Raw genomic sequence first — 26,617 nt, 5'->3', positions numbered from 1 at the left:
AGTGTCCGGCCAAACAGGACCACCCCAGAAGCCTATGCCGATTCATTGGCGGATATTGAAGAGGCGACAAGAAAAGCCAGCGAAGAGCTTCAGAAGAATCGCCGGGTTGTTGAACTGCACAACAAAGCCACAGATGACACCAAAGGGGTTGTTACGCAGATGAGGGCTCAACTTTCTCTATTGAAAACACAGTGGGCGGGCTTATCCGAAGAAGAACTCAGGAATTTGCAGGTAGGCGGCAAGCTCATAAAGGAAATTAAGGCGCTTAATGGAGTGCTGAAGGCTTATGAAGAAGAAATAGGCGATACCGGCCGCAATGTGGGCAACTATGAAGAAGCGATCAGAAAAGCCCTTGGCGAACACGAAGGTTTCTTTAATAAGGTTTCTTCGGCAATCGACGTTTTAAAAGATTTTCGAGATAGATGGAAAGAGCAGGCGGCAGGCATTAAAGAATATCGTGCCAATATGCTTGCTCAGGTTTCTACTATCCGTGAAACCGTTAAAGGGATGACCGCAACAGAAGCGGCAAGTTTTGCAGCTGGGAAGGGTACGCAATTCTTAGGGCTGGCCTTAAAAGGGCTTGGTATCGGTTTGATTATTGCGGCACTTGCGGGGCTTGTGGCTTTCTTTACAAAGAGCCAGGACGGAGCCGATTATTTGGCCCGCAAAACGGCCGCTTTAAACGCAGTCTTTACGGTTCTGCTTAATCGGGTTGTGCCAATCGGCAAGGCATTAACAAAGGCCTTTACCGATCCGTTGGGAGCGGCTACAGACCTATGGAATATGCTGAAAGACAATGTCATCAACCGGTTTACGGCGTTCAAGGTTCTGGCTGAAGGTATTATCAATCTGGATTGGGGCAAAATGGCCGATGGGTTAATTCAGGGGTTTACCGGCTCCAAAGGTCTGGCAACCGAACTAAAAAAAGCTTCTGACGCTGCACAGGAGACCACAAAAAAAATGCAGGGGCTTCGGGAAGAAGAACGGGCGATTGAGGTACAGCGGGCGCAAAACAGGGCCGCAATTGAAAAGCAAAAGCTCATTGCTGAAGACACGACCAGGAGCCTGAAAGAGCGTGAAGCGGCGGCAAAGAAAGCCTTCAGCATTGAAAACGACTTGCTTAAAAAGCAAACAGATGTTCAGGGCAGAATTCTGAAAAATCTTCAGGATGAGGCAGACCGGAATAAGGTAAATGGAGAGCGGTCGGTAGAGTATCGGGATAAAATTGCTGAAGCAGAAATCAAACTGGCCGAGATTCAGGAAGACAGCCTAGGCAAACAGACAGAGCTTAACAACTCCCTGAACTCCATTCGGCAGGAAGCCGCCGACAAAGCCAAAGAAGCCGCCGACAAAATAGCCGAAGCCGAACAGAAAGAGCTTGATTTGCTGGCCAAAAAACTGGCCCTTCGTGCCGAAATCGTAAAGCTTCAGGGCAAGGATTCTACCAATCTGGAAGTTGAAGCAATCCGCGCCGCTGCCAAGGCTGAAGCCAATCAGTTCAAGGAAAATCAGGAGCTTAAAAAGCTAATTCTTGAAAAGGGAGAAGCTGAAGTTAATAAGCTGATTGTCGAAAAGGAAGCCGAACGGGCGACACTCATTGAAGAAACCCGTAAGGCGGGCATAGAAGCACAACTGGCGCTGGTAGAAAAAGGCACAGCCAAAGAACTTTACTTGCTGCAATTGTCAATCATGGCCGAAGCCGATCTAAAGCGGATTCAGGCTAAAGAACAGATTACGAATAAAGAGCGGTTAGACGCTGAACTTCGTAAGATTGACGCCCAAACCAAACGGTCTTTACTCGACGCCGAAAAGTCCTTCTATGACGATCAGGCAAAAATGGCCGAAGAATCAAAAGAACGGCAGGCCCGTATGAGCAAGAATCTGACTGACCGAATGGCACAGGATTTAGAGCAGCGGGATAAAAATGCACTTGATAGCATTCAGACAGCTATTTTAAACGCAAAAGAGGGAAGCCGTAAAGAACTGGATGAAAAAATAGCCCTGATAAATAAGGAGGAGGCTATAGCACTGGCAAAGGCTAAAAGTGACGAAGAACGGGCACGGATTCGGGCAGAAGCAGAGCGAAAACGAGAAGAAGAGCGGCTTAACTACCAGAAAAAGAAGTCAGAGCTAATTGTCGGCATTGTTGAGGCTACCAACAATGCGATCTCAAAGATGGTAGAAGCACAGGCCCAAATCCAGCTTGCCAATCTGGACAAGCAACAACAGGCGGCTTTAAACAGCGCTGGCCTCAATGCCGATATGCGGGAGAAAATTGAAAAGGACTTTGCAGGAAAACGGGAGAAAATTGAAAAGGACGCCGCCGAAAAGCGCAAAAAGATTGCCATAGCCGAGAGTTATATAGATGAGGCAAGAGCGATCATCAATATTCTTACAACTTCAGCTAAGAACCCGATTATGGCCGCCTTTTTGACCGCGATTACACACGCAACGGCGGCACAGAACCGAAATATTATCCGGATACAGCAATTCGCCGACGGTGGGTTTGTGTCGGATGGTCGCGGGGCAATGGTTCGGGGCGCAGGTACGGGCAAATCTGACAGTATACCGGCGCGGCTCTCGAACGGTGAAAGCGTCATTAACGCCAACAGCACTAAGATGTTTTTGCCGCTTCTCAGTTGGGTGAATGAATTAGGCGGTGGTAAACCGTTCCATCACGGCCCCGATTTGGGCGCGGTCGCAAGGGGGCTATCCACTGGCGGGGTTATTTCGCCGGGGGCTTCAACTGCACAGATAGACCCTGCACTAGCGGAATTGATTGAGACCGGCATGACGCGGGCGCTTGATCACCAGAAGCCGCCTGTTGTTGATGTTCAGGAAGTCACCAATAAGCAGAAGAAGATACAGGCAAGGGAGAGCAGACACGATTTGTAAATGGTAAGGGGCGTCGTTATCTGCGACGCCCCCTGTTTATGTCTTTAACAGTTGTCTTTTAACCAATCAAGGAATTGTTCCTTGGGTATTCCCATACTACGTAGATTGCTTTCGATATGAGTGAACGGGATTTCTTTCTTGTGAGTCCTGAATATTACGGGGCGGATAGTGTTAGGGCACTTCCATTTCTCGTGGGATGCTTCGGTTGACTTATAAGCGCAGCCACAAGATTCAAGAAAAGCAGTCCAGCATTTGTATTTAACCGGCCTGAAATTCCCCATTACACCTCTACAAATTCTTCGTGAATCTTTGTATCTTCTGCAAGGCTGAAGTTTCGCAGGACCCCGTATTTGTCTACATGAGCCGTGCTCTTATATTTCTTCGGGAAAATCCGGTCTTTAGCCCAACCGTATTTCTTTAGCTCATTGTACGCTTCAGTCGGTCCGGCTGCAATAAGCTGTTCGAAGTATTCACCCATGACAACTCGTAGCAGTGAATCTATCGCTTCTTTTGGCGTGTCGCCATAAGAAGAAAGGTCTAACGTAGGAATGTAGGCAATCTGGAATCCATTATCTTCAAAGGTGAAGACCTTGAACTTTCCATGTCCTTTCTTGTCATGGAAAGAGAGCCTAATAAAGTCCGTTGTTGTTGTTCTCATTGATGTTGAAACAGATTCAGACGCGCAATTTATAAGCCAGAGCCTAACTATCAACAATTTAATCTGAAATATTTCAAAATGGTTTTAAAACTCGATCCAACATGCATAACGCCTTTCGAAGATGAAAAATTGCTCTTGCCGTCACAATGCAGATGGATTGAGCACAAACTTTCTAAGTGTATGCCAAGCCGCTTAGGGGCTTAAGAAATCACCGTATACTAAACAGGTGTCATTTTGATCAATCGGCAGCCACCTAGTAAGCTATATTTCTCCTAAAGGAGTAATTTCGGCTGCTTATATCAGATATTGATAATTACAACCTCATCCGAAAATGTCAGAGATTACAGAACAGGTCGGGCAAATGATCCGGAATGCCCGCAAAGCGAAGGGATTAACACAAAAGGAATTAGGCTTAAAGCTTGGCTTGACGGAAGCTACAGTAAATGGCTATGAGGCAGGTAGGCAAAATTTAACCTTGGAAACCCTGCTTAAAGTCTCTGTTGCCTTAGATATGCAGCTTGAAATTAATCTCAAATAATTTTTTTTGCAGTAAAACTTAGGATATATTCTAAGTTTTACTTTACATTGCATTGTCAATCAGACAAAACAAAAGCCCTCTCGCTTACCGTCCAAAGCATAGCGAAAGGGCTATAAACTCAAAAATTATGAGATCAGAGCAAAATTACAGAACAGCAAAGTCTAACACAAGTACTAGGACTTTGCCTCAACAGGCAGGGACCAACGAGCAGTTTATAGAGCCGTTGGCAGGTTTATTCTTTGAGCACGACCCTGAATTTATCAAGTATGCGGTTTTCTGCATTCAAAAGGCATTTGTGAAGCATCCTGAAGCATTTAAAGCGACAGGGCTTGAAGATGAACTATTAAACGTTCTGGAAAACATTTATGGTTTTTGTGACGAGTATAGTACAGAACATGGCAAAAAGTATATTGCCGGCATTATTGAGTCTGGCTTTAGTCACGCCAAACGCTAGCAGAGGTAGCCTTACGGAACGCATTGAGCGGTAGAAATCAATCTGGCGAAACCCCGCCAGACAGCAACGGGACCCAACTAAAACAAAAATTAAGAAGTAATGCCTTGGTATTGATCCGTAGGTATGTCATGCATTATCAAATACTTAATCACTTTGTTTTATGAGTTCGAAGACTCTTGTAGCCGTTGACCCTGATTTTATTCAGGAATTGCAGAAACAGTTTGAAATAGCTGTTAAAGATTATAAAAAAACAGCCGAAGCACTAATTCAGGAGCAGCGACGGTCAAGAGGCCTTGAACTCTTGACTCTTGAAGAAGCCGCTAAATACCTAAAGGTGTCAGAATCGTTGGTTAGATACTACGAAAGGCGCGGGCTACCATACTATAAAACATGCACCAATAGCCGCTGGTATCGGCGATCAGAAATTGACGAATGGTTAGAAAGCGGGGCCGTTAACCGGCATCAACGGAAAAGAAAACTGACCCTTTTTCCCGACTAAAACAAAAATATACATCCGTTCAAAGGCCTTGGCATCAGTCAGGGCCTTTTTCGTTAACCGGTATAACCAAACCTCTGAACTATAACAAATTATGATAAAAATAACATTTATATGAAAATTTGTTTATTATGTTCAATAAGTATAAAATTGCTGTTAATCGCACTAATGTTTCATTCTGTATAGAAATTATAATACAATTGACATCAAAGAGGGGCTAAACCAGACGCTTATTGAATAAACAGGTTTTACCTGACACCTTTATGAACTTCAAAGATCACCTCAAACAACTTGTTGACAGGAGTGACCTTAATAAGACTTTCTTTCAAGCTGAAGAAGTGACAAGGCCGGCCATTATTTTACCTTTTTTGTACCATGTATAGGTTTTATCTGAATTTACTGGCCCAAAATACTAGGTTGATTAACTAATAATAAATATTATAATTAATTTGTTAGTAAACATTCTTAAGTTTTCAAAATTGAGTTATTTTTAAAAGAATATTAATTGTATATATCGTAAATATGTCAGGATATTTTTAACTTAAAATGTAAAATATGAGCAATTGTATTTTAAGTAATTTGTAGCTGTTTAGTGTTTTTTTTAACAATCAAATAATTGAAAATATGTACAAAGCAATCTACAAGGTTCAGGATCAAAATATTGATTCTGCCAATAATAGACTTTTCACGCCTTTTGTTAATTGTTACATTATTCACAGTGCTATTCTATACGTAAATGGTGTAGCTGGAGAGCAAGATGTTGATTTTGTTTTTAATGGGAATTATACAGAAACTAAATTAGGTTATGACCTTTCTGATGATGATTCATTTATACTTGATATTAATTATTTTTATATTAAAGAAAACACAAATATGTTTGATTTTTTAATTCAAAATTCATTTTCGAATAAAGTAAAAAGCAATGAAATTGTATCTAAGCACTACATAAATGGCCAGTTTTCACTTGATAACGGGCTTTATAAAAATGCAGTTATGAATTTTGGTACTGTATTGGAAGGACTATTAAATGAAGGCCTTTCAAAGGCTACATTAGCAACGTTAATAAAAAATTATTCAGTAACAAGTAGTAAGAAAGGATCAGCAGATAAAGCAGATATGGACTTTATAAGAAATTTGAGAAATAAAGTACACGCTAATACAATCAGCGCTACTCAGGATGTTTCTAGGCAAGAAGCAATCGAGGCTAGGAATAAATTGGAACTTATACTTAATAAGTTATAAAAATTATATAATTAATTTTTATAAGTAATAAGATTTTTTAAATAGAATTTTTAAGATTTTCTTCAATGAATTAATACTAAATAAAATTAGAAAAAAAACCAAGCAGATGGCTTATTGTATTTGAAAAATTGTTATTAATTTATGTTATATATTTTCGAATAAAATATTCGTTTACTTTTAAAGTAAGATGTATTAATGATCTTAAATAAGGCGTTTAGATTATGGATTTCGTTATCGAATTTTTGAAGAAACCTATAGTTATAATACTAATAGGAGCAATTATTGCTACTATAGGAGGTTTAATTACTGCTTTAGGTACATATTTAAATAATAAAAACTCATCTGCGAAGTCTTCAAGTATATTGACTGGCGTAAAAACTGGTATTGAAATTGGGACAAATACAAATGCAACAGTATTAAAGCTAAATGATAAAATTGAATCTCAAGCAGAGATAATAGATACGCTGAGATTAAGTAATTCAAAGTTGATAGGTCAAAATACAGAGCTTTTAGATTTAAATATTGAGATTGTGAATTCAAACAAGATTTTGAGTTCACAAAATGAAGGTATGCTTAAAAAAATTGATCAATATCAGTATGATATAGAGGAGCGGAATAAAACTATAGAGCAGTTAAAAGATGATTTGGTCAACGTTAAAGATTATACATATTACGCAACTCGTAATCATGTGGGGCTTGAAAGAGTATATTTTGGAGGTGACTTTACTGGATTTGATAACGATTTGTCTTCAAGAATGAATTTAATTCTATACCAAAAAGGATCAAATTTTGGAGTAATACGTAATCCGGATTTATTGCCAAAAATAAACGAAGTTATTGAGAAATATCCAAAGTTTCCTTTTTCTTATTGGGCTAAATATTTTTTAGAGCGCCAATATTTTCCTAATTCAAAATGGAAAGAATGTCTTAAAAAATGTATAGATATATTAGAGATAACTACAAAAATTGAAGGGCATCATGAAGACCATGATTTATTGCTTAAATTACTAAATAATGATTGGAATGCTCTTGATAAATAAATAATTTAAATATTATACTTTGTCTATGTGTTTTAATTTTGAACTGGGTTTTATATGTCTTTAATGATTATTGCTATTTTTTTATTCTGTAATGATTATTTAAGGCAATTAATATTTTTTAAAAAAAACTAAATTTATATGCCATTTAATGTAAAACATATACCTGAAGACTTATTAAAATCAATAATAAGTAAAAAAGCGGTGGCTTTTTGTGGGGCGGGCCTTTCAATGCCAATCCAACGCAGTAATTCCAAAAATTTACCAAATTGGCCTCAGTTATTGTTAGAATTAATTGAGCTTGCCCATAGAGATAGATATAATTTTTCTGGCTTATTGCCTGAGATTGAACTGGCAGTAAAAAACGGAAACTTATTAGCCGTTGCTCAAGAACTTCAAGAAGTTTTATCAAAACCTTCTATTGCTAAGTATTTGCGTGATATTTTTTTAGATAAGAAATTAAAACCAAACCAAACTCATAAAATTCTAGTACAAATTCCATTTATTGGGATTTTAACTACTAATTATGATACTTTAATAGAAGGAGCTTATACTCTTAAAAGAGATGGTCGCATTCCAGTAGTTCTTACACAAGAAGACCTTGATAAGGTGCCAAATCCTTTAAAGTTAGATGATGAATTCGTCTTTAAAATGCATGGTGATATTAATAGACCTGAAACTATTATATTAGGTAGCCATGATTATCAAAATATTCTTTTTAGAAGTACAGCTTATCGTTCTTTTCTTGAAACATTATTTACAATAAATACGGTTCTTTTTGTTGGTTTTAGTATGTCTGATCCCGATGTTGAAAATCTATTGGAACGATTATCTGGAATTTACTCGAGAAATAATGATTTTCACTATCTACTGGTTGAAAGAGGCCGGCTTAATGAGTTTGAAAAAAAACGCCTTGCCCTAGATAAAAGAATTTTTACTATAGAGTATAATAATCACGATGGAACACATAGTGAAGTATATGATTTTTTATTTCATTTAAATGAGTTGACAAGTTTGGATGGAAAATATAGGCGAGAATACGAAAGTAGATTTTATACTTTGCCTGTTAGTCAAACGAATGTAACTCGTATCAGCGCGTTTATTTCTTATTCTGGACATGATAAAGAATATGCTGTTAATATAGCGGAACTTTTAAGTGAAAATGGTATTCATGTGTGGATGGATGATTTTAATGTTAAAGTTGGAGATACTGTTGTGAGTACTATTGAGTCTGGAATTAAGGAATCAGATTATTTTATTGTTTTGCTATCTAATAATTCAATAAATAGTGATTGGGTAAAACAGGAGATTGAATTGGCGTATATAACTAATCATGAGCGAAACAAACCTAAAATTATTCCTATTGTTTTTGATAGTTTGATTAGAAATAAAATCCCTAAACTACTCATGGATATCAGATGGTTAGTAGTTAATGAAAGTAATATATTCCAAAAAATTCAGCGATTAATAGAGCAACTTAAAGCTTCATGAATTCATTTTTTACGGAGTCATAAGTGGATGAATAAATTTGTATTAAGATTTTTTAGCCTCCTCCTTATGCATTTTAATATACTAAAACTTTAGTATTAAATCAATACTGGTATTATATGCTATTTATAATATATAATATTGAGTTTGTTTTCAGTGAAAGAAAGAATTAAATTTTTTTAGTGGGAAATTTATTAAGAATAAGTATTGTACATAAATCATGTATTTTACTTATTCCTATACGACCATCCCCGCTTTATGGCAGTATCTCTTAGCTTTTGAGCTTTTATTTTTATTTGATTCTTACTCGATATTGCAGTAAAATCTATATAAGAATGACCGTCAAACGGATCATTATCCTCTGCTACTGACAATGGAGTTATCGAATCGCACTCTGACTTACTTATAGATAGGACTCCAAATGATGTAAATTTTTGTGTATAGTGGTCGTAGGCTTGTTCAGGTGTAAACTTATCACCATTATAAACTGATAATTTGTTATTATCAGACTCTTTTGGAACAAATGATAAGGAAGCAACGTCATTTTCCTTAATGAAGGCTTGTGTCGAAACTATTTTGTTTTGTACAAAGTTAGGGTGAATTTGCCTGTGTAGGAGTGTGTTCTCTTTCATTACATTGAAATGTTAATAATATTATTTAGTTTGATCCAATCATTCTGATCGTCAAGATTTAAATTTACTTCTTCAAATAAGTCTTCATCGTTAGATAAAAGAAGTTCAGAGTAGAACCCATTTCTGTATACCTCAAGTAACACTTTTGCTTTAGGTAAATTCCATTCAAGTTGAATATTTCCTTCAAGGGTAGGAAATATTGCTGGTAATGGCAAACTTAAATTATAATATGAAGCAAAGTATTCACCAAATTTCTTCAAGAATTCTACACCAGGCGCTACACCACTTCCTTCATACCAATTATCCTTAATTTCTGATAATTGATTGAGCCTGACTTTTACATCGTATGGATCTAAAATATCCATTGATTCGAATGCATCAATGTTAATTAGTTTATCTTGCTCATTATAAATACCTGTTGCTTTGATCGAAACTAAAGCACCTTTTTCGTATTCATTAAACGCTTGGGTAATTGTTTCAATAAAGTCGAAAGCTGTATCAATTTTACATGGAATAGTTTGATCTTGAATATTTAAGGTAAAAGTGTTATGTTTTTTGTCTATTGCTGATACAGAGGCATTTATTGATATTGAATCAGAATATTCAAATCTCTCGTTTCGAGAGAGTAGAAGTTTTTTTCTTACATTTTTGTCTAAAGTGGCTTTTCCACTGTGATCAAGTGAAAAATCTATAGATTCTCCTTCTTGGAGATTTTTGCCAATCCTATTGAAAAAATTCAAATACTTTTGGCCTAAGAGATTAGAGCTAAGATTGCCTTGTTTTGCATTACTAATTGTATCAATGATTCTATCCCTAGCCTTTTCTATGTAAGTCATTGAGTTAGGATTAGCATCAAGTAATAGCATTGAATTAAGTATAGTCACTAATACGAACTTAGGTATTGTACTACCTTCTTCAATTCCTGATAGCTTTAGACTTACGTTATCAGTAAAACCTTTAGGCACACGCTTTCTGTTTGGATTCTCTTCCAAGAAAATTTGTTTTGCGACCTCAAAAATAAGCTCTTCAAGGGCGGAAAAGTCCTCTAGTAGATTGACTGGTAAGGTATGATCTTCAAACCTAATCCCCTCTAACTTTGGTGCTAAAAAATCTATTTTTTTTTCCATTTGGGTCGAGACTTGGCGCAAGGTACCTATTTTGCTAATTCAGTCCTATGTGTTCATAGACTTTAACAATTTATTATTCAAGTTTATAAGAAATATAATAAATTATTTATCCTATGCATTTTATATATTAATTATGATAATAATTTAATGTATTAGGGGGAAGTTAAAAGTTTCAACTGTATGGGGATTGATACACAAAGAGGGTTAACTTGTATTTCTGGGTATTATTTGTACCGTTAGGGTTAGTAGTTTTACGTAAGTATTTGTTTATCAGTAATTTAGGTAAATTGTTTACTTTCTGTATCGGAAAGTAAGGGCTAAATACAGTCAATAAAAAGAATCATGTTTATTTCATTGTTCCTGTATCGGAGAGCGTTTTAAATAAATCACCACTTAGTTAGAATAAAATAAACAGTAAGTACCGCTGTTACTCGTTTATATTGAACAATAGCGGTACTGATCCTTTGCCTTATTTCTTGTCTAATAATTGCTTGACAAGTTGTTTTAATTGATTTATTTCAGCTTGCTGTTTTTCTGTCTGAATTTGCTGTTGCCTTTTGAGCGTCTGGTTTTCCTTCGCTAACTGAATACTGTATAGTGTTAATTCTTCAATCTTCTCGAGCAACCTGGCATTCATCTTTAGTACATCAACACCTTCCTGTACGACTTCTTCGGCACTTGGCAGGCCCGGTAAATGTTTGTTGGCTTTTACGTAGGCTTCTACTTCGCTTAGTTTACGGAGTTTGTATGCCGGAGAAAACACATAGTCACTCCACTCGCTGCTGTTCTTTACTGCTACCTTGATCCGCTCGGCCAGTAAACCCTGACCAACATACAGGCTGTATCCTGACGGTAGCTTTGTCACTCCTGTACCAACTACAACACCTGTACCCGATACGCTCTGCAATAAATCTCCGCGTTTCTCCCACAATACTTCAGCCGACGTAATTGCTTCCCGTGCTCCTGAACTGTAATTGGCCAGTATTACATTGCCACTCGTATCTACTGTTAAAAATTTGCTGGTACTAACACCCGCAGGGCTGGCGCTGGTCAGGTTTTCTAACCGTAAGCCACTTGTATTGCTTACTCCGGTAGTTACATGCAATTTGGCCGTTGGTGCTGTATTGCCAATGCCAACATTTGCGGCATTTCCTAAGATTACGCTGTTACTTGTGCTTACCAGTGCACCATAGCCAATAGCAGTAGCATTTTGCAGGGTTGGGTTTGATGCAGAAACGCCTGCATTAGTTCCGATAAAAGTATTTTTGGTACCTGTTGTATTTTCAACCCCGGCATTATAGCCGATACTTACATTATCAGAAGCATTCGTTTTGAATCCGGAATTTAACCCAATAAAGGTATTATTTGTACCTGCCTGATTAGAATAGCCGGAACCATTGCCAACAAAGGTATTATATATCCCACTTGTGTTAGAGTATCCGGTTGAAGCACCTATAAACATGTTGTAGTTTCCGTTCGTGTTGGAAAAACCTGCCCGTTGCCCGATAAATACATTGTTTTCTCCAGCCACATTACTGTAACCGCTGTTCAGACCAACAAACGTGTTGAATCGGCCCGTTGTATTTGTGAAACCTGAACCTACACCAAAAAAGAGATTTTCTCTTCCTGTTGTATTGGAGTTACCGGCACTACCTCCGACAAACAGGTTAAATGAGCCGGTAGAGTTGCTTGTACCTGCCCGATTACCCAGAAATGTATTATCTGTTCCGGTTGTATTAGTAAAACCTGCACTATAACCAATAAATGTATTGGTCCCAACCTGATTATTGTACCCTGCCTGCATACCAATAAACGTGTTCTGTGAACCTGTTGTACCTCGTTCGCCGGCCCCTCTTCCTATATAAATGTTGGCTCCTCCGGAAATATTTTCCTGCCCCGCATTGTCACCAATAAAAATATTACCTGTTCCGGTTGTATTTTTAAATCCAGTTGCCCCTCCGATAAAAATATTGTTTCCTCCTAATGTATTATCCCTGCCGGCCTGATTGCCTAAAAATACATTGTTAGCACCTGTACGATTGGCGAACCCGGCCAATAAACCGAGCATGATATTACCACTGCCTGTTGTATTTGAGTAACCGCTTTGGTGGCCAACAAATATGTTATTACTACCATCTGTGTTACTTTGCCCGCTGCTTGTCCCAATGAACGTATTCTGACCGCCATGATAGTTGTTTTGTCCAGCGGCATAACCAACAAATGTATTGCTGCCACCATCCGTATTATTTTGCCCTGAAAAGGTGCCAATAAATGAATTGTTGTTGCCGATCAGGTTATTCTGTCCGGCATTTGATCCAAAAAAAGCATTTGAAAGCCCGGTTACATTAAAATAACCAGCCTGAAAACCAAAAAAAGAATTTTGGGAGGCACTGGTATTGGCTTGCCCGGCATTATACCCTACAAATGCATTGTTTGTACCGGTTGTATTACTTTGCCCGGCATTATACCCTATAAAGGAATTATTTGTGCCTGTTGTATTATTTTGCCCGGCATTATACCCTATAAAAGAATTGTTGTTGCCGGATGTATTTGAATAACCAGACATATAGCCTAAAAATGTATTGTAGCTACCTGTATTAGAAAGACCTGCATTTGGGCCAACAAGCGTGTTGAACGTGCCCGGAGTAGGAGAATTAGGCGTATTGGCTACATAGTTAAGCTGAGCCATGAGTGGATTACTTAAAACAAAAAAGAAGATGTAGAAAAGATTTTTCATAGTTAAATAATTTAAAAAGGTGTATTAATGGAACTCAATGTAAAGTAGCAAAGACTGTTATTTTGTCTTCAAAAAAAATTTCTTTATTTACTAAGCGGGGTCTTCACCAGCCACATCGGATTCTGCTGAAAGGCTTGCCAGTCGGTAAGCATCCGGCGCTGAAGCGCTTGCAGCTGCGGAGAGAGGGGCTGCTTTTGCTCAAGGTTGCATAAGTACAGCAACAGGGAGTAGCAAAGCGTAAACTGACCGGTGGCAATGAGCTTGTCCCGCCGCTCGCCGCTTACTTCGGCGGGGTCAAACCAGAGGGTGGTTGCCATCGCCTGCGCGTCGGCAGCTATTTGTTGCATGAGCGCAGAAGGAGATAGGTTATAGCGGGCCACACAGCTTGCCGTCGACGTGGCTTTTCGGGTGTTTCCCGATGGGGTGGTATAAAACGTGTTCGCCAGCGTATGGAGCATGCACGCAACCCGGCGGTTATCGAGCTTTTTGTTTTCGTAAAAGAGCTGGTAATGCATCCGGCGGATTTGCTTCATATACACGTCGGCGGCCAGAATCACCGTCGACCGGAGGCGGGCACTGATCATCTGTAGCAGCGAACCCACCGGAATCGTAAAGAAATAACCGACGTAGCGCGTCGCCGCCCATCCCCAGGTCCCGTCGTCGCCCAGGTTTTGCAGGGTCCGGTACAGGCCAAAATTCAGGCCGATAACCAGCAATATACCCAAAACGCCAAGGGTACTCAGTACGGTACCGGCCGTGGTATCCCACAGGTAGCCGGTGCCCGTCAGCAGGGCGAACAGGATGCCGGCCGCGAGGCTCCAGAACCGCAGCGACCGGTTCCAGAGTAAACCGGTTTTGGTTTGGGGCAGGGCATATTGGCTCATATACGGGCTGTTGACGTCGCAGGCAATCAGCGTTCCATACCCGTGACCGGTTTCCCGGCGGTGGCGGGCGTCGGCCAGCAGCAGGCTGCCCAACCCCTGATTATCGTCGATGCCGCCATCCATCAGCCCGAACGTAATGGCATCCGCTTCGGGTTGCGAGGCAGCCACAGGCGTTAGCCGGGTCTCCATCGTCAGGTCCAGCTGTTCCTGCGGCGCCAGCTGGTTTTGGGCCTCCGTCGCGTTGTCGTGCAGTTGCCGGGCCTGCTGAACGGCATTGCGGCAGATCAGCGCCCCCGACAATTCGGCTTGTGTCAGACCACCGGCGGGCGTGTCGCCGGTGTAAGTGAAGTCGTTCGGAAACATGATGGGTTCCAGCCCGCTCGGAAAGCAGGACGAAGCCGCCATGATATCGCCCAGCCGGAGCTTATTGGTCACGCTGAGCTGCCTCGGGTCGAGGTACAGGCTGAAATTGCCGACCCAGCCTTGCCGCGAGTCCTGGTCGGGATTCTGGAACCGGAAGGTCAGCCCGTTGCGGAACTCAGTGGCATTGGCGCAAAACTGCCGGAGCGGCGGCAGATGGTCCGGATTGCCGAACAACCCGAGGGTCACGTGTTTGTGCGGCGAGCCGGGCGGCAGGGCGCGGTCAAACAACTGCTGATACGCCAGACTGAAGGCGTTGATCAGGTTGCGCTGCTTATCGGGCGTGGCCTCCCAGGCGGAGTCGGACTCCAGTGTGGCAAATACCTGCGCCAGCAGTTCATCGCCCTTCATAAACTCCCGCAGTGCGTTGTAGAAATCGCCGAATGGCTGTTCGGTGTAGAGATAGGTTGCGTATAGCAGGTTGGTAAAACTCCCGCCCGACGCCGACGCAATGAAGCGCACCCGGCTCAGCAGGGTTTCGGTAGTTGCCTCTTCCGTTTCGATGGTGCAGTGATGCAGATAGGCCAGGCAGCCAAGGCTGAATGATGCGGCGCGGAAGCCCCCGCCTGAGATGGCTAATCCGATGGTTTCGAGCGGCTGAGGGGCTGTGTGGCGGTCGTGGGTAGCAGAGGGCATAGTATCAATAGCTAAAAACTTTAATCGTTTTTGTCCGGGTTGGAGTAATGGCTTTCAGAAAATAAACGCCTGTGGCTTTGCCCGGGGAGACACGTACCCGTTGACGTTCGGTAGGGTGTGTAATGCCCTGCTCGCTGATCAGCTGCCCTTGTGTATTCAGCACCTGAAGATGCAGTATACCTGTTCCTGCCGCCTGTAGCTCAACCTCAATATCGCCTTTGGTTGTCGGATTACCCAGCGGAATCAACTGTATCTCCTCTCCCGAAACGTCAGTTGCCATACGGGCTGCACCAACGGAAAGCGCCACAGGGATGCCCGTCCACATGACCCGGCTTTCCGGCTGGACGGTGATAACGGGGCTACCGGCCGGGGCAGACTGAGCCGCAAGGCGACAAAACGAAAGCGTGAGCAGAAAGGCTGACCATAAAAAACAAAAGCGTGTCGCACAGATAACCAGCATAATGTCAGTGGATGAATGATGTGTAAAGGAAGCGCAAAATACGAACAGAGCTGGTCTTTATAGACTGGTACACTGAAATTTATTGGCGTATATCAGAGCAGGTTTTCGTATGAGTACGTGTAAAATAAAAAGTCAGACTGATAGCTCACTTTGCCGGAACAGATTCGCAATTAAGTATACTTTATTGCCACACTTATCTGTTTGTACCTCATCGGGTCCCTGCCTGTTCTGGCCGCCGGTGGTACTGCATCATCTCTTTCATCCGGAAAAAAGATAATCGGCAGGGCATATACTGAGGAGAGACCCGGGGACGCTGTTCTGGGACTGTCAACTGACAGGCTGACTATGGATGGGTGGAATAATCGGCCGGTTACGCTGACCTTGACAACTAACAGTAGCTGGTCGCTTGTAAATCCGGCAAGCTGGCTGATAACCAGTATTACGTCAGGTACCGGCACTCAGGTGGTTAATCTTTTGTTTTTGGCACCCAATGGTTTACCGGAAGTTGTTAATGTAACTCAGAAAAAACTGGATCCGCCGTCGATTCTGGTACAACCTGTTAAACGGAGTTAATAGTACAGGTGCAGCATCGGCTACATACACGCTTACGGGCCTTGATCGGCTTGCTAATAATGGCAAAACGCTGCGTGTACTCGTTAGTAATCCATCAGGAAGTGTGCTGAGCAATGGTGTAGACATGACAATAACGGATATTGATGACGGGCTTCCGGGAGTAGCGACAATGCCGCTTTACAATTGCCAGACAGGAGCAATGACTTTTCAGGCGACCGGACGGCTTCTGTCGCTTAATACCCAATATCAGGCTATCGGAATAACTGCATGGACGGCACAGCCGGATCATTGGATCGGGCAGGGGTTACGGGACGATCCCAAACCTGTACTGCTGTGTTGCCGGTAACCCGACACTGGACGAGGCTGTAGAGGTGACTATTCCGGGAACAGGATCGTTCCGGATACAAGTATGCAGTGCTTCGGGGCAGGTAATGCATAACCTTGCTATAGACCGGCAGAAAGAGTCCGGCCCGGTTCGTATACTGCCGGGAAAACAGGCTGGTTGGTATTTGCTGCGTGTAGAAACCGGAAACCAGCCGCCAAAAATTGTAAAAGTAATCAGGCAGTAAAGGGCCCGTAAAGCCTGTACTAGCCTGACAGCCGGAATTTGCCGTAATGTCTGAAATGGCTCGGTCGCTTAATCCTGCTGTGAAAGTAGTTGCAGGATAAAAACAATACAAAACTGCCGGCTAATAAGTACGGTGATAAAGAATGCTGAGCGAACTATGAAACGATTCCTTCTCCTGTGTCTGTATGCTTGCGGAGCGTTGTCGTCCGCATCGGGCCAATCCTTTCCGGATGTGCCGGGTGTAGTGATTGACCACCTGCCGAAATCGACCCGCAATTACCTCGGCTCACCCAGTATTGTTATTCTGCCGAACGGCCGGTATGTGGCCTCGCACGATATTTTCGGTAAAGGCCCGACACCGCAACACACCCACGTGTTTGAGTCGGCCGACCGGGGGAAAAGCTGGCAGAAAATTGCGGAACTGGATAGCCTGTGGTGGGGGACTCTTTTTACAAATCAGGGGGCGCTGTACCTGCTGGGTACCACCCGCGAATACGGCCGCATGACCATCAGGCGCTCGGCCGATGGCGGGCATACCTGGAGTACTGTGGAGCAGGGGTATCTTAGCCGCGATGAAGGATATCATTGTGCTTCGGTACCGGTGCAGATATACAACGGCCGCGTCTGGAAAGGGATGGAACGCAATGTGCCGGTTACAAGCTGGGGAAATTTCCGGAGTTTTGTCGCGTCGGCTCCGGTCGGTGCTGATCTGCTTGATCCTGCCAGCTGGCAGTTTACCCCGCAACTGGTTTACAACAAGGATGCCTGGAAGCCTGGTAACGCGTGGCTGGAAGGTAATGTAGTGATGGATCCGGAAGGTAACATCCTGAATATTCTCCGGGTCAACAATCCGGAAGATGATCAGGCGGTGATGTACCGTGTAAGCGCAGACGGGAAAACTGCCGATTCGGCATCCGTCCGGTTTATTACGTTACCGGGTGCCTGTAAGAAGTTCAACATACGCTTTGATGCCAAAACAAAACGCTATTACACGTTTACGAACTACGCCCTGCCAGCATACCGGGCCTATAAGCGTGAACGGGCCCGTAATGCGCAGGTAATGATTTCGTCGCCGGATCTGAAAAACTGGACAATCCGTGGCATTGTGCTGCATCACCCCGATATCGAAAAACACGGATTTCAGTACGTTGACTGGCAATTTGACGGGAAGGACATTGTGATGGCCTGCCGGACGGCTTTCGACGATAACATGGGCGGGGCCGACAACCAGCACAACTCCAATTTTCTGACATTTCACCGCGTTAAAAATTTCCGCCGTTACCGGACGCCCGGCCAGTGGAGCTCTTTACTGGAAGGAATTACAGATTTTACTGTTGCTCAATAGACAATATCTTCTGCGCAATCACTATTTTTTTGCTGAATTGATTTCCTGTTTGCACTTTTGACCCACCAAGGGCCGGTTAACAAACCGGCTATGTTTTTTTTGAATTATACTATAAGATCTATAGGATTTAAGTTTTTTATTGCCGGTGGTGCCGCTGCGGGGTTGTATACCGGTAAATACTTGTGGCATGGAGGTAAAGGGGCAAATACGTGGGCATGGAAGTAAAAGGGCGACTAGGTGGGCATGAGGGCAAAGGGGCGACCACATGGGGGGAGAGAAAAGGGCGACCACATGAGGGGAGAGAAAAGGGCGACTATGTGGGGGGAGAGAAAAGGGCGACCACATGGGGTCGCCCGTACATAGATAGATTGTAAATCAACGGTTTATGGAAGAGGATGAATTGCTGCCTCCGAATAATGAAAAAAAATCTACGAATCAACTAAGGGAAGAGGCGGTAAAGTCAGACTTAGAGATAGGTGATGATGAGTTGACCGTAATGGCAGAAAAACTACCCAACCCTGTAGTATCAACAAATCCGTTTGGCGGGCCGACCGGAGATCAGGTGCTGATGGATCCTGAATTTATGATTCGTCAGGCATTTAGCGAAGATGCCCGCCGTGGCTACGAACTGCTGTTCCGGCGTTATTACCGGCCCTTATGCAGCCAGGCAGTCCGGTTTGTGCATTCACGGGCTATTGCCGAAGATCTGGTGAGTGAGGTGTTTCTCAGCTTCTGGAAAAATCAGGTGCATACGCAGATCAATACCTCGTTTCAGGCCTATCTGTACAGCGCGGTCCGGAAGCGGTCGTATTCACACCTGCGGCAGGAGTTTAATCTGGAAGCGGTACCGGTCGATGACCAGACGGATCGGGACCGGCTGGATGCCGGCCATGTGCAGAATCCGGAGCAGTTGCTGCAATATACCGAGTTGTATCAGCGCATTGAGGAAACCGTGCGCCTGTTGCCGCCGCAGTGTCAGCGTGTGTTTGTGATGAGCCGCTTTGAGGGAAAAAAACACCGTGAAATTGCGGAAGAGCTTCAGATTTCGCCTAAAACCATCGAAGCGCACCTGAGCCGTGCCTTGTCGCAACTGCGGCAAACCCTGCGTATGGGACTGTTCTGCGGGATGCTGCTGCTGAGTCAGCCTTATGAACGGCCGGTTTCGTCTGTATCCACCCTAACCACCTTTGCGGAATGAATAAGGTTACGATGAAAGAAACGTTGTTTGAGCACTTCAGCGGGCGTGCCACACCCTTACAGCGGGCCATGATTGCGGAATGGCTGCAACAGCCGGCGAATCAGCTGACCTATATGGCGTGGCTGGATGAATGGGAACGTCAGCACCTGCAATACCTGGCCGACGAAGATACGGCCTTCGCCCAACTGTCGGCCCGGATTGCGGCAATGAAACCTGAACACACACCCGCCGACTCGCCGCCAGCGCCGGTTATCCGGCGGTTAGGCTTTTTCGGCCCTTCGCGGTGGTTAATTGCGGCTTCGGTCACGGTCATACTTGGTCTCGGTACGTACCTGATGCGTAACCGGATTCTGTTTACCGTGGTAGAAACGACTTATGGCGAGACACGCCGGTTTACTTTGCCCGACGGCTCCGAAGTCACCCTCAATGCCCATTCAAGCCTGCGCCTGCCACGGTTCGGCTTTGGCGATGAATCCCGTACGGTCTGGTTGACGGGGGAGGCGGCATTCAGCGTACGACACACGGCTACCCACCAGCGGTTTATTGTCCATACGCACCGCGGGCTGGATGTCGAAGTGCTTGGTACAGAGTTTAATGTGTATGACCGGCCGGGCGGCACAAAAGTCGTTCTGAGTAAAGGGGCGGTCCAGCTCAATTACCGGAATGCGGCCAAAGCGGTGCAGCAATTGCGGCTTAAACCGGGCGATGCCGTGAGTATCACCGCGTCGGGCAGGCTGGAGCAGAGTCATCTTCCGGAGCCGGCTGTCAGTACGGCGTGGCGCGAACACCGGTTCGTCTTTAAACGTACACCGGTCAGCGAAATTGCCGACCTGCTGCGCGATAATTATAACCTCCATGTGGTGCTGAAAAACCCCGACCTGGCGAACCGGACGGTATCCGGTTCGTTTCAGGCAGATAACGCTGATGAATTTCTTCAGGTGGTGGCCGAACTGCTCGAAATCAACTACAAGCAAAAAGAGAATACCGTTACCTTTTTTGAATAACTAACTGACTTACTTCCCCTTTCCGAATAACTTACTTATGCGTTCACATGTACTTTCATCTGGACTGCCTGTCGTGCTTGTAGGCGTACTGCTCAGTGGTCCGCTGCCCGTCAGCGGTCAGACTATGGCGATGGCCCGGCAACAGTCGCGTATAACAGGCAGTACGCCGGCGGTAGTCACCCACCGGTTGGCAGATGCCTTGAATGAACTGAAGAGCCGTTACCGGGCCGACATTCTGTTTGAAGACCGGACGGTGGCTAACCTTACGGTGGCCGTCGATGCACTGGCTGGTACAACATCACTGGAAGGGGCTTTGGGCCGCTTGCTGAAACCGTTTAACCTGCGTTATAAACAGGTGAAACCCGGCACGTGGGTAGTATTGGCGCGTAAATCGTCAGCTTCGGCTAACGAGGCCCGATTTCCCGCACAAACTGAACCGGATTCCGGCCCGATGGAAGCCAATGCCCCCGCCCACGAAAATACCACCACCAGCGCCATAGCGGCGGCGGCCGAACGCCCGGCTGATGTTACCGTCAACGGTACGGTAACCAGTGCGGACAACAGTGCGCCGCTGCCTGGTGTCAGTGTGCTTGTAAAAGGAACCAGCCGCGGTACTACCACGGATGCTCAGGGCCGTTATTCGCTCCGCATTCCCGAACCGGCGGGTTCGGTGATACTGGTATTTTCCTACGTTGGGTATGTGGCGCAGGAGGTAGCGCTGAGTAACCGGTCGGAGCTGAACGTCCGGCTGAAAGAAGACAACCAGTCGCTGAATGAGGTGGTGGTCGTTGGGTACGGTACCGTGCGGAAAAGCGACCTGACCGGCTCAGTAACGTCGCTGAAAGCCCAGGACCTGACACGGGGCGCTAACGTAAACCTCCAGCAGACGCTGGCAGGCCGGTCGCCGGGTGTGCAGATTTACCAGAAAAGCGGTGAGCCTGGCTCCGCTATGAGCGTGCAGATCCGGGGAATCACGTCGATTACAGGCAATAACGATCCGCTGTATGTGGTAGACGGTTTGCCGGTAAACGATGCTGCCGCCATCGGGTCGGCCAGCGCGGGCGGTACAACCAGCAATCCCAACAACCGGACGCCGCTGAACAGCCTGAATCCGGCCGATATTGAGTCGATTGAGATTTTGAAAGATGCTTCGGCAACGGCTATTTACGGGTCGCGGGGGGCCAATGGCGTTGTCCTGATTACGACCAGAAAAGGGAAGGACGGTAAACTGAAGGTCGAATACAACGGTTCGTACGGGGTGCAGAAAGTGGCGCATACACAACGCTTCATGACCGGTACCGAATACACCGACGTCATTAACTCCATCATTGATCTGGGCAAACTGTCGACGCCGAAGGTGACCGGTACCAACAGCAATACCGATTGGCAGAGCCTGTTGCTGCGCGATGCACCGATTCAGACCCACGACCTGTCGTTTAGCGGGGCTGGTGCCAATACAAAATATTACATCTCAGCGGGTTACTACAATCAGGACGGGATCATGCTGAATTCGGCGACGCGTCGCTACAACGCGCGGGTGAACCTCGAAAACGGAATTGCGAATAAATATAACGTCGGCATCAGCCTGGCAACGGCCTATACCCGCGATTCCTACAACGCAACCGGTGTCGGTCTGAACGATAACGCCAGTGCGTTGTATATGGCTCAGAACTACGATCCGACTGTGCCGGCCTACAACCCTGACGGGACGTACTACCGCTCGTCGCTGATGGCACCCATGGACAGCCCGCTGGCGGTCATCAACGGGCAGTATGGCATGGGTGACACGTACCGGACATTCGGCAATATGTTTGCCGAGTATTTCCTGATGCCGTCGCTGTCGGCCAAAGTACGCGTCGGGGTCGATCTGAATGACAACCAGCGCTATTTCTGGATCGATCCGACAACGCTGACCGGTTTGTCGTACAACGGTTATGCCGACGTACGGGATGGTAAACGCGGGTACTACCTGACGGAAGGAACGCTGAATTACAACAAGGAAGTTAAGAACCACCGTATTACGGCGGTGGCCGGAGCAACCTACGAGCGCTATACGTCCAGCAGTCTGATCGCCAACTCACGGTCGTTCTCGTTGCCGGACCTGACCTTCAACGCTCTGGGCACCGGCGATAACACGCTGAACGGCGTGGGCAGTGGCCGGCAGGAAAACAAACTGGTATCGTTTCTGGGCAGGGTCAACTACGCATTCATGAGTAAATACCTGCTGACGCTCTCGGTTCGGGCCGATGGCTCGGCGCGTTTCGGCCCGAACAAACGGTTTGGCTATTTCCCGTCGGCAGCGTTTGCGTGGCGGGCTATCGAGGAAAACTTCCTGAAAAACATCAACGGCCTGAGCGACCTGAAATTCCGCGCCAGCTACGGGGCTACGGGAAACCAGCCGACGATCAACTATCTCTATTTCTCGACCTTCTCAGCGGGCCGTAACGCGGTGTTCAACGGCAATCGCGTCAGCTCGCTGCAACCATCACGCAGTGCCAACCCCGATTTGCAGTGGGAATCTGCCGTACAGGCCGACATCGGCTTTGACTTCGGGTTCTTCAATAACCGCCTGACGGGCAGCATTGATTACTACAACCGGAAAACCTCGAAACTGCTCTATGACATTCCGCAGCCGGTCAGCACCGGATTTGGCAGCCGGATCGAAAACGTCGGCAGTATGCGTAACACCGGTATCGAGGTGGCGCTCAAAGGGGTAGCCGTCGACCGTAAGGATTTCCGGATTGATGCCGGGTTTAATATCACCACCCTGAAAAACCGTGTGCTGAGTCTGGGTAAGGTATCGCAGTTTATTGGTTCAGGGCCGGGCAGCATCGGTCAGGTGAGCATCCTGAAACCGGGCGAATCGATCGGGTCCTTTTACGGTTACCTTGTAGATGGTGTCTGGCAAACCGGCGATGATTTCGGACAGGCGCAGTCGGGGGTGCGTCCGGGCGATCTGAAATACCGCGATCTGGACGGCAACAAGGTGATCAACGCCAACGACCGCATTATTCTGGGTAAGTCACTGCCTGATTTCTATTATGGCTTTAACACCAGTGTATCCTACAAAACGCTGATTCTGGATATTTTCTTTGAAGGATCGCAAGGGGCTAAGATGTTGAACAGCAGCCTGGTCGATGCCTATTACCCGGTCGATTACCGCCGCAACAAACTGGCGGTGCCCTACCTGAACCGCTGGACCCCGACCAACCCGACAAACGACTATCCGTCATTTCTGCCGAATGATGTACAGGGGCAGCGTCAGGTGACCAACAAAACGGTTGAAGATGCGTCGTATCTGCGGGTGCAGGCTATCCGGTTGTCCTATAAGCTGCCATTGCCGAAAAACCGCTATGTAAACGGCGCCTCGGTATTTCTCAATGGCCAGAACCTGTACAACTTCACGAAGTACAGTGGCTCCGATCCGGCCGCCAACGCGCTTGGCGACAATATCTTACGCATCGATTACAACACGTATCCTTTAACCCGGACATTTACGGCAGGACTGAATCTGCAATTCTAAGCACAACCGTAACGCATAACAATCATCCGACATGAAAAAGGCATACCATTATATCGCTTCCCTCGGGCTGGTTTTCGCCATGATGTCCTGCGAAAAAGCGCTGGAAGTTTCACCCCGCTCTGAATTTTCGCCGGGTAACGTCCTGACGACCGAGAGCGGCATTAAAGCGCTGCTGTTTTCGGCCTACGCCCAGGCCCAGACCCAGACTAATTCGCGGTATGTAATTAACGACTCTGAGGTGTCTACCGATATGGGCTTTAATACAGGCGGAGCCGAAAACGGGCAGCTGATTCAGCTCATTAACTTTACCTGGGACCCTTCACTGGGCACGTTCAACGACGATATGTGGGCTCCGAACTACCGGACCATCCGCGACGCCAACGGAGTTATCGAAAACATTGATAACGTAACGGCTGCCGATGCCGTGAAGAAGCTCTACAAAGCCGAAGCCCGTGTGCTGCGGGCGCAGGCATATGCATTACTGTATAATTTCTTCGGACCCGTACCGCTGCGTACCTCCACTACACAACCTGCGGAATTAGCGCGGGCGACCGACGCGGAGATCCTGGCATTTATCGAAAAGGAAATTACGGAATCGCTGGCTGATTTGCCGGATCCCGGCAAGGAAGAAGCCTATGGCCGCTTTAATAAAGGGGTGGCCAACAGCATACTGGCCAAATTTTTCCTGAATACAAAGCAGTGGCAGAAGGCCGCTAATGCCGCCAAAGCCGTTATGGATTTTAACTATTATGCCCTGAATCCGGATTTTGTCGGGATGTTCCGGATTGAAAACGAAGGAGCAGCCAATAAGGAAATGATTCTGGTGCTGCAGTGCCGTCCGGAAGACCCGTTCGGTAACTGGTATCAGGCCGGCGCCTTGCCCCCTGCCTATAAGAGCAGCCCGCAGTTCCCGAATTTTACCTATAAGGCAACCATGTCGAACTTCGCGACACAATACCGCTTGCGGACGGCGTTTACAAGTAGCTTTGCCGCTAACGACAAGCGGTTGCAGCTGATCTGCACGAGCTACGTCAACAGCAGCAACCAGACCATCGACCTCTCGACGGGCGACAACGCGCGCAGCTTTAAATACTGGGACAACAATACAGTCGGCAACAATAGCGGCACTGACGTACCGGTTTACCGGTATGCCGACATTCTGCTAACCCGTGCCGAGGCTCTGAACGAGCTGAACGGACCGACGGCCGAGGCCACGGCGCTCATCAACCAGGTACGTACGCGGGCGGGGATTCCAAACCTGCCAACGGCCGATGCGGCCACCAAAGAAGCGTTTCGGGCCGCCATTTTACGGGAGCGTGGCTGGGAGTTTGTGTCAGAAGGCAAACGTCGTGAGGACCTGATCCGTCAGGGAACGTTTATTTCGCTGGCACAGGCGCGGGGTGTCGCCAACGCCAAACCCGAGCGGGTACTGTTCCCGATTCCGCAGGTCGAAATCGACGCCAATAAATTGTGTGTACAAAATCCGGGGTATTGAATCAATGAATAATGAATAATGTGAAATGAACAATGAATAATGTGAAATGAACAATGAATAAGGTGAAACGGGATGGAAAAGGATTGATCAGGATTCAGCAAGGCCATTATTCATTTCCCATTATTCATTATCCATTAATTAAACATGCAAAAGATCATTTTAGCTGCCCTGATTGTGGTGTTGACCCTGTCAGGCGTATATGCACAGCCACGGTGGACGGCCGCACAGGCCGATGCGTGGTATAAGAAACAAGGCTGGCTGCGAGGCTGTAACTTTCAGCCGAGCACTGCCATCAACCAGCTCGAAATGTTTCAGGCGGCCACCTACGATCCGCAGACGATTGACCGCGAGTTAGGCTGGGCGCAGGATTTGGGCTTCAACGCGATGCGGGTTTATCTGCACCATGTGGCCTGGACATCTGACCGCGACGGCTTCAAAAAACGGCTGGACGACTACCTCCGGATTTCGGACAAGCACGGGATCAAAACTATTCTGGTGTTTTTCGACGATTGCTGGAACGAAACCTACCTGCCCGGCAAACAGCCGGACCCGAAACCCGGCATCCACAACAGCGGCTGGGTGCGCGACCCGGGCGCGATGCTCGACAGCCATCCCGACAGCCTGCCGATGCTGGAGCGTTACGTGAAGGATGTCATGACGACCTTTAAAACCGACAACCGGATTCTGCTCTGGGACCTCTACAACGAGCCGGGCAATAACGGCCGTGTCAACAAAAGTATGCCGTTGCTGAAAGCCGTTTTTGCTTGGGCGAAGGAGGTAAATCCGTCGCAGCCGATCAGCGCCGGATTGTGGAGCTGGGGACCGAAATTTGACGAACTGAATACCTTTCAGCGTGAGAACTCCGATGTGGTTACCTATCATCATTACGGCTACAGCGATAAACACCGGCAGATAATCGGGCAGCTGCGGAAGCAAGGGCGACCGCTGATCTGTACGGAATACATGGCCCGCCGCAACGGCAGTCTGTTTCAGACCATTATGCCGATGCTGAAAGAAGAAAATATCGGGGCAATCAACTGGGGATTTGTTGCCGGCAAAACGAATACGATCTTTGCCTGGGGAACGCCGGTCCCGGACGGGAAAGAGCCGGACCTGTGGTTTCACGACATTCTCCGGAAAGACGGCTCGCCGTTTAGCCAGGATGAAATAAAAGTAATTAAAACGTTAACCGGAAAACAGAAATAAG

The 26,617-nt window shown here is 45.9% G+C and carries 22 protein-coding genes; 16 read left to right on the top strand and 6 right to left on the bottom strand.

The features are described 5' to 3' along the window. Nucleotides 1-2,895, top strand: a 2,895-nt coding sequence (locus tag BLX24_RS32665) for a coiled-coil domain-containing protein (protein WP_177225809.1), incomplete at its 5' end; no start/stop codon positions are given. Nucleotides 2,896-3,175: 280 nt separating this feature from the next. Here the strand turns inward: BLX24_RS32665 and BLX24_RS09060 are convergent. After that, nucleotides 3,176-3,553 (bottom strand): hypothetical protein, encoded by a 378-nt coding sequence (locus tag BLX24_RS09060; protein ID WP_071502769.1) that lies wholly within the window; start codon nucleotides 3,551-3,553, stop codon nucleotides 3,176-3,178. Nucleotides 3,554-3,884: 331 nt separating this feature from the next. On the opposite strand from BLX24_RS09060, the gene BLX24_RS09055 reads away from it, so the two are divergent. From BLX24_RS09055 to BLX24_RS09030, 6 genes are all read left to right on the top strand, one after another. Continuing rightward, the gene (locus tag BLX24_RS09055) at nucleotides 3,885-4,091 is read left to right on the top strand and encodes a helix-turn-helix domain-containing protein (RefSeq protein WP_071502768.1); all 207 of its coding nucleotides are present in this window, start codon (nucleotides 3,885-3,887) and stop codon (nucleotides 4,089-4,091) included. A gap of 127 nt (nucleotides 4,092-4,218) precedes the next feature. After that, entirely contained in the window at nucleotides 4,219-4,545 is a 327-nt protein-coding gene (locus BLX24_RS09050; RefSeq protein WP_071502767.1) for a hypothetical protein, read from the top strand. A 160-nt stretch (nucleotides 4,546-4,705) separates the two neighbouring features. Then, a complete protein-coding gene (locus BLX24_RS09045) occupies nucleotides 4,706-5,044 on the top strand; it encodes a helix-turn-helix transcriptional regulator (RefSeq protein ID WP_071502766.1) in 339 nt (112 codons plus the stop codon). A 621-nt stretch (nucleotides 5,045-5,665) separates the two neighbouring features. Beyond that, nucleotides 5,666-6,283 (top strand): hypothetical protein, encoded by a 618-nt coding sequence (locus BLX24_RS09040; protein WP_071502765.1) that lies wholly within the window; start codon nucleotides 5,666-5,668, stop codon nucleotides 6,281-6,283. Between the two features lie 221 nt (nucleotides 6,284-6,504). Further along, complete coding sequence (locus tag BLX24_RS09035; RefSeq protein WP_071502764.1) at nucleotides 6,505-7,323, top strand: hypothetical protein; 819 nt, start codon at nucleotides 6,505-6,507, stop codon at nucleotides 7,321-7,323. A 138-nt stretch (nucleotides 7,324-7,461) separates the two neighbouring features. After that, nucleotides 7,462-8,811 carry a toll/interleukin-1 receptor domain-containing protein gene (locus BLX24_RS09030; protein ID WP_071502763.1) on the top strand — a complete coding sequence of 450 codons (1,350 nt, stop codon included), beginning with the start codon at nucleotides 7,462-7,464 and terminating at the stop codon, nucleotides 8,809-8,811. Nucleotides 8,812-9,035: 224 nt separating this feature from the next. Here the strand turns inward: BLX24_RS09030 and BLX24_RS09025 are convergent, their stop codons facing one another. The 5 genes from BLX24_RS09025 to BLX24_RS09005 form a co-directional block, all read right to left on the bottom strand. Next, complete coding sequence (locus BLX24_RS09025) at nucleotides 9,036-9,440, bottom strand: hypothetical protein (RefSeq protein WP_071502762.1); 405 nt, start codon at nucleotides 9,438-9,440, stop codon at nucleotides 9,036-9,038. Beyond that, nucleotides 9,440-10,567: a hypothetical protein gene (locus BLX24_RS09020; protein WP_071502761.1), complete on the bottom strand. Its 1,128-nt coding sequence runs from the start codon at nucleotides 10,565-10,567 to the stop codon at nucleotides 9,440-9,442. The genes BLX24_RS09025 and BLX24_RS09020 overlap by 1 nt, the downstream gene beginning before the upstream one ends. Before the next feature lie 469 nt (nucleotides 10,568-11,036). Further along, nucleotides 11,037-13,304: a beta strand repeat-containing protein gene (locus BLX24_RS33600; protein WP_071502760.1), complete on the bottom strand. Its 2,268-nt coding sequence runs from the start codon at nucleotides 13,302-13,304 to the stop codon at nucleotides 11,037-11,039. Nucleotides 13,305-13,387: 83 nt separating this feature from the next. Continuing rightward, complete coding sequence (locus BLX24_RS09010; protein ID WP_071502759.1) at nucleotides 13,388-15,244, bottom strand: patatin-like phospholipase family protein; 1,857 nt, start codon at nucleotides 15,242-15,244, stop codon at nucleotides 13,388-13,390. A 4-nt stretch (nucleotides 15,245-15,248) separates the two neighbouring features. After that, entirely contained in the window at nucleotides 15,249-15,704 is a 456-nt protein-coding gene (locus BLX24_RS09005; RefSeq protein ID WP_071502758.1) for a T9SS type A sorting domain-containing protein, read from the bottom strand. Nucleotides 15,705-16,049: 345 nt separating this feature from the next. Here BLX24_RS09005 and BLX24_RS32660 point away from each other — a divergent pair, with 345 nt between their 5' ends. The 9 genes from BLX24_RS32660 to BLX24_RS08970 all read left to right on the top strand — a co-directional run bounded on the left by BLX24_RS32660 (nucleotide 16,050) and on the right by BLX24_RS08970 (nucleotide 26,616). Then, the gene (locus BLX24_RS32660; protein ID WP_071502757.1) at nucleotides 16,050-16,277 is read left to right on the top strand and encodes a BACON domain-containing protein; all 228 of its coding nucleotides are present in this window, start codon (nucleotides 16,050-16,052) and stop codon (nucleotides 16,275-16,277) included. 124 nt (nucleotides 16,278-16,401) lie between these two features. Then, on the top strand, nucleotides 16,402-16,623 hold the full coding sequence (locus BLX24_RS32655; protein WP_177225808.1) for a hypothetical protein: 222 nt from the start codon (nucleotides 16,402-16,404) through the stop codon (nucleotides 16,621-16,623). Further along, nucleotides 16,541-16,846 (top strand): T9SS type A sorting domain-containing protein, encoded by a 306-nt coding sequence (locus BLX24_RS34030; protein WP_083421872.1) that lies wholly within the window; start codon nucleotides 16,541-16,543, stop codon nucleotides 16,844-16,846. The genes BLX24_RS32655 and BLX24_RS34030 overlap by 83 nt, the downstream gene beginning before the upstream one ends. 156 nt (nucleotides 16,847-17,002) lie before the next feature. After that, complete coding sequence (locus BLX24_RS08995; RefSeq protein WP_071502756.1) at nucleotides 17,003-18,190, top strand: sialidase family protein; 1,188 nt, start codon at nucleotides 17,003-17,005, stop codon at nucleotides 18,188-18,190. 496 nt (nucleotides 18,191-18,686) lie between these two features. Beyond that, on the top strand, nucleotides 18,687-19,388 hold the full coding sequence (locus BLX24_RS08990; protein WP_229201744.1) for an RNA polymerase sigma-70 factor: 702 nt from the start codon (nucleotides 18,687-18,689) through the stop codon (nucleotides 19,386-19,388). After that, nucleotides 19,385-20,392 (top strand): FecR family protein, encoded by a 1,008-nt coding sequence (locus BLX24_RS08985; RefSeq protein WP_071502755.1) that lies wholly within the window; start codon nucleotides 19,385-19,387, stop codon nucleotides 20,390-20,392. The genes BLX24_RS08990 and BLX24_RS08985 overlap by 4 nt, the downstream gene beginning before the upstream one ends. 37 nt (nucleotides 20,393-20,429) lie before the next feature. Further along, entirely contained in the window at nucleotides 20,430-23,915 is a 3,486-nt protein-coding gene (locus BLX24_RS08980; protein WP_071502754.1) for a SusC/RagA family TonB-linked outer membrane protein, read from the top strand. Nucleotides 23,916-23,946: 31 nt separating this feature from the next. After that, complete coding sequence (locus BLX24_RS08975) at nucleotides 23,947-25,410, top strand: RagB/SusD family nutrient uptake outer membrane protein (RefSeq protein WP_071502753.1); 1,464 nt, start codon at nucleotides 23,947-23,949, stop codon at nucleotides 25,408-25,410. A 144-nt stretch (nucleotides 25,411-25,554) separates the two neighbouring features. Then, on the top strand, nucleotides 25,555-26,616 hold the full coding sequence (locus BLX24_RS08970) for a cellulase family glycosylhydrolase (protein ID WP_071502752.1): 1,062 nt from the start codon (nucleotides 25,555-25,557) through the stop codon (nucleotides 26,614-26,616). The last annotated feature ends 1 nt before the right edge of the window (nucleotide 26,617 follow it).

It is taken from the genome of Arsenicibacter rosenii, assembly GCF_001870735.1.
Taxonomy (GTDB): Bacteria; Bacteroidota; Bacteroidia; order Cytophagales; family Spirosomataceae; genus Arsenicibacter; species Arsenicibacter rosenii.
Note: the sequence above shows the minus strand (reverse complement) of the source record. Positions and strands in the feature narration are given on the sequence as shown.

Excerpts from the sequence above, each read along its gene's own strand:
- BLX24_RS09060 (WP_071502769.1), bottom strand. The coding sequence starts at position 3,553 with ATGAGAACAACAACAACGGACTTTATTAGGCTCTCTTTCCATGACAAG.
- BLX24_RS09055 (WP_071502768.1), top strand. The coding sequence starts at position 3,885 with ATGTCAGAGATTACAGAACAGGTCGGGCAAATGATCCGGAATGCCCGC.
- BLX24_RS09050 (WP_071502767.1), top strand. The coding sequence starts at position 4,219 with ATGAGATCAGAGCAAAATTACAGAACAGCAAAGTCTAACACAAGTACT.
- BLX24_RS09045 (WP_071502766.1), top strand. The coding sequence starts at position 4,706 with ATGAGTTCGAAGACTCTTGTAGCCGTTGACCCTGATTTTATTCAGGAA.
- BLX24_RS09040 (WP_071502765.1), top strand. The coding sequence starts at position 5,666 with ATGTACAAAGCAATCTACAAGGTTCAGGATCAAAATATTGATTCTGCC.
- BLX24_RS09035 (WP_071502764.1), top strand. The coding sequence starts at position 6,505 with ATGGATTTCGTTATCGAATTTTTGAAGAAACCTATAGTTATAATACTA.
- BLX24_RS09030 (WP_071502763.1), top strand. The coding sequence starts at position 7,462 with ATGCCATTTAATGTAAAACATATACCTGAAGACTTATTAAAATCAATA.
- BLX24_RS09025 (WP_071502762.1), bottom strand. The coding sequence starts at position 9,440 with ATGAAAGAGAACACACTCCTACACAGGCAAATTCACCCTAACTTTGTA.
- BLX24_RS09020 (WP_071502761.1), bottom strand. The coding sequence starts at position 10,567 with ATGGAAAAAAAAATAGATTTTTTAGCACCAAAGTTAGAGGGGATTAGG.
- BLX24_RS33600 (WP_071502760.1), bottom strand. The coding sequence starts at position 13,304 with ATGAAAAATCTTTTCTACATCTTCTTTTTTGTTTTAAGTAATCCACTC.
- BLX24_RS09010 (WP_071502759.1), bottom strand. The coding sequence starts at position 15,244 with ATGCCCTCTGCTACCCACGACCGCCACACAGCCCCTCAGCCGCTCGAA.
- BLX24_RS09005 (WP_071502758.1), bottom strand. The coding sequence starts at position 15,704 with ATGCTGGTTATCTGTGCGACACGCTTTTGTTTTTTATGGTCAGCCTTT.
- BLX24_RS32660 (WP_071502757.1), top strand. The coding sequence starts at position 16,050 with ATGGATGGGTGGAATAATCGGCCGGTTACGCTGACCTTGACAACTAAC.
- BLX24_RS32655 (WP_177225808.1), top strand. The coding sequence starts at position 16,402 with ATGACAATAACGGATATTGATGACGGGCTTCCGGGAGTAGCGACAATG.
- BLX24_RS08995 (WP_071502756.1), top strand. The coding sequence starts at position 17,003 with ATGAAACGATTCCTTCTCCTGTGTCTGTATGCTTGCGGAGCGTTGTCG.
- BLX24_RS08990 (WP_229201744.1), top strand. The coding sequence starts at position 18,687 with ATGGCAGAAAAACTACCCAACCCTGTAGTATCAACAAATCCGTTTGGC.
- BLX24_RS08985 (WP_071502755.1), top strand. The coding sequence starts at position 19,385 with ATGAATAAGGTTACGATGAAAGAAACGTTGTTTGAGCACTTCAGCGGG.
- BLX24_RS08980 (WP_071502754.1), top strand. The coding sequence starts at position 20,430 with ATGCGTTCACATGTACTTTCATCTGGACTGCCTGTCGTGCTTGTAGGC.
- BLX24_RS08975 (WP_071502753.1), top strand. The coding sequence starts at position 23,947 with ATGAAAAAGGCATACCATTATATCGCTTCCCTCGGGCTGGTTTTCGCC.
- BLX24_RS08970 (WP_071502752.1), top strand. The coding sequence starts at position 25,555 with ATGCAAAAGATCATTTTAGCTGCCCTGATTGTGGTGTTGACCCTGTCA.